The sequence below is a fragment of the Xanthobacter sp. BG11Y11_SDJG genome (genome assembly GCF_057364445.1).
The window spans coordinates 1-3181 of record NZ_JBNFNU010000452.1 but is presented as its reverse complement, the minus strand read 5'-3'; the positions used below and the strand labels follow the sequence as shown (position 1 = coordinate 3181).

The following is a 3181-nucleotide window of genomic DNA, read 5'->3' as shown; positions in this document are numbered from 1 at the left end:
AGGCGGCGGACGAGCTGGCGCGCTTCCCCTTCCCCGAGCTGACCGCCGCGCCCGACGGAACCATCCACGTGGCCGAGGGCCACGAGGCGAAGGTGCTGATCGCCTGGGGCGACCCGGTGCTGCCCGGCGCGCCCGCCTTCGACCCGAAGGCGCAGACCCCCGCCGCGCAGGCGCAGCAGTTCGGCTACAACAACGACTTCGTCGGCTTCATCCCGCTGCCCGCCGAAGCGGACGGCGCGCCCCGCGGCCTGCTGGTGGTGAACCACGAATACACCAATGAGGAACTGATGTTCCCCGGCATGGTCCCGCAGACGCCGAAGAACGGCTTCTCGCTGATGACGCGGGAACTGGTGGACATCGAGATGGCCGCCCATGGGGGCGCCGTGATCGAGATCCGCCGCACCCCCGAGGGCTGGCAGGTGGTGCCGGGCTCGAAATTTGCCCGCCGCATCACCGCCGAGACGCCCATGGTGCTCACCGGCCCCGCCGCGGGCGACGCGCGGCTGCGCACCGCCGCCGATCCGGACGGGCGCAACGTGAAGGGCATGCTCAACAACTGCGCCGGCGGCATCACCCCATGGGGCACCTGGCTGACCTGCGAGGAGAATTTCAACTACTACTTCTCCGGCACCCGCGACGGCCTCGCCGACCCGGAGGCGCTGAAGCGCTTCGGCCTGCCGGGCAACGCCTTCGCCTGGGGCCGCCACCACGACCGCTTCGACATGCAGAAGGAGCCAAACGAGGCCAACCGCTTCGGCTGGGTGGTGGAGATCGACCCGTTCGACCCCGCCTCCACCCCGAAGAAGCGCACCGCCATGGGCCGCTTCAAGCACGAGGGCGCCGCCGGCATCGTGAACGGGGACGGGCGCTATGTGATCTACCAGGGCGACGACCAGAAGATGGAGCACGTCTACCGCTTCGTCACCGACGCCAAGGTGGATCAGGGCAACCCGGCCGCAAACCGCGACATCCTCGATGCCGGCACGCTCGCCGTCGCGGTGTTTAACGCCGACGGCACCGGCGAATGGCGTCCGCTGGTCCAGGGCGAAGGCCCGCTCACGGCGGACAAGGGCTTCGCCAGCCAAGCGGACGTGGTGGTGCATGCGCGCCTCGCGGCCTCGCTGCTCGGAGCGACGAAGATGGACCGGCCGGAGGACGTGGAGGTGAACCCCGTCACCGGCAAGGTCTATGTGATGCTCACCGCCAACGACACCCGCACCGAGATCGAGGTGGACGGGCCCAACCCGCGGGCGAAGAACGTGTTCGGCCACATCGTCGAGATCACGCCGAAGGACGGCGACCATGCCGGCCGCGCCTTCGCCTGGGAGGTGCTGGTGCGCTGCGGCGACCCGCGCGTCGCCGCGGTGGGCGCCACCTTCTCGCCCGCCACCTCGGAGCACGGCTGGTTCGCCAACCCCGACAATTGCGCGGTGGACCACGAGGGGCGCCTGTGGGTGGCCACCGACGGCAATTCGCGCGGTTCCACCGGCCGCACTGACGGCGTGTGGGGCGTGGAGACGGAAGGGCCGGGGCGCGGCACCGCCAAGCGCTTCTTCTCGGTGCCCATCGGCGCGGAGATGTGCGGCCCCTATTTCACGGCCGACGACACCACCTTCTTCGTCGCCGTGCAGCATCCGGGCGAGAGCGAGGACGGGCGCGTCTCCACCTTCGACGATCCCTCCACCCGCTGGCCCGATTTCAAGGACGGCGTGCCGCCGCGCCCGGCGGTGGTGGCCATCACCCGGATCGGCGGCGGCCGGGTGGGCACCTGAGCGCCCGCGCCCCGCGCGCTCAGGGCAGGTAATAGGCCGCAGCGGCGATCAGGATGAGTTCGCCGACCACCACGCCGGCGAACACCGAGCGGCGCATGAGGTAGAAGCCCAGCACGCCGCCGGCGAGGGCGGCGAGCCGCAGCGCCAGTGGCACCGCCACGATCAGGCCGGTGGGCGCGAACACGAGCCGCGCCACCACGGCGGCGAGCAGCGCCGTCGCCACCGCCTTCACCCAGTGGAAGACCTCGCTGCCCTCCTCCACCTGGCGGCCGGCGACCAGCGCCAGCATGCGCCACACCTCGGTGGGCAGGAAGCCGACCAGGACGACGATCATCACCGCGGTCCAGACGTCCAGGTGCAGCTTCGTGCCCTGGGTCGCGGGCGCTGCGGCGTCCGCGGTGGCGGCGACGAAGGAAGCCGGCGCGCCCGCGAGCGCGGCGATGTCGGGCAGGAGCGAGAGGAAGCCGCTCACCGCCGCTTCTCCAGCCGGCGGCCGACGAGATATGCGAGCGTGCCGCCGCCGACCCCGGCAATCATGAGATCGAGCCCGCCCTCGAGCCCCATGGTCAGGGGCATCAGCACGAGGCCGGCGCCGAGCGCCAGCCAGTCGGTGGCGGCGCGCGCGTTGCGCACCATCAGCACCGTGAAGGACAAGGGCGTCAGCAGCAGCAGCCCGGCGGCGAGCGGCCCCGGCACGCTGCCGGCGAGCATGTAGCCGGCGATCGTCCCCGCGCCCGATATCACCACATAGGCATGGCCGAGGCCGAGCGTGTAGGGCACGCGGCCCTCGCCGGGAATCTTGGGCAGCAGCCGCAGGCCCTCCACCCACAGGGTCATGGCGACGAAATGGGCGCAGGCCGCCTCGGACACGAGGCTGCGGCGTGGGCCGCGCATGTAGGGCGCGAGGGAGACCACCATGGGCAGCAGGCGGATGGAGGACAGCGTCACCGCCAGCGCCACCGCCGGCAAGGCGGTGCCGGAGACGATGCCGCCCACCAGGATCACCTGCGCCGGCAGCGCCCAGATCAGCAGGGTCGAGACCAGGCCCGCCACCAGCGGAAAGCCGACGCCCTCCAGCAGCGCCCCGAAGCCGACGAAGCTGCCGACCAGCATCACCGTCGCCACCGAGCGCAGACCCTCGGTGAAACCGCGGCCGAACCAGCCCAGGGTCGAATGGTGGCGCTCCGGCGCCGGCGCGGGAGGCGGAGCGAGATTTCCGATCGGCAGGGTCACGCGGGCCGGGCTTTCACGAGGGGCTGAAGCAGGGTGCCGGCTGCGACGCGCCGCCACATGCGCGTGAGATATCATCCCCCCGCGCCGCCGCGAAGACGGGCCGGCGCAGAGCTGGCCGGCCGGCCATGCGCGCCGGCGGCAGCCCCGCTCGCCGAGCGCTTCTTCGACGTGGTGCG

Annotated in this window: 3 protein-coding genes; 1 reads left to right on the top strand and 2 read right to left on the bottom strand. The window is 72.0% G+C overall.

Features of this window, described 5'->3' with window-relative positions:
* On the top strand, nt 1-1772 hold a 1772-nt coding region (locus tag AC2W7M_RS22690; RefSeq protein WP_486135121.1), incomplete at its 5' end, for a PhoX family protein.
* A 19-nt stretch (nt 1773-1791) separates the two neighbouring features.
* Here the strand turns inward: AC2W7M_RS22690 and AC2W7M_RS22685 are convergent.
* Entirely contained in the window at nt 1792-2244 is a 453-nt protein-coding gene (locus AC2W7M_RS22685; RefSeq protein WP_486135119.1) for an AzlD domain-containing protein, read from the bottom strand.
* Complete coding sequence (locus AC2W7M_RS22680; RefSeq protein WP_486135117.1) at nt 2241-3005, bottom strand: AzlC family ABC transporter permease; 765 nt, start codon at nt 3003-3005, stop codon at nt 2241-2243. Before AC2W7M_RS22680 ends, AC2W7M_RS22685 begins: the two co-directional genes overlap by 4 nt.
* Nucleotides 3006-3181 lie beyond the last annotated feature (176 nt).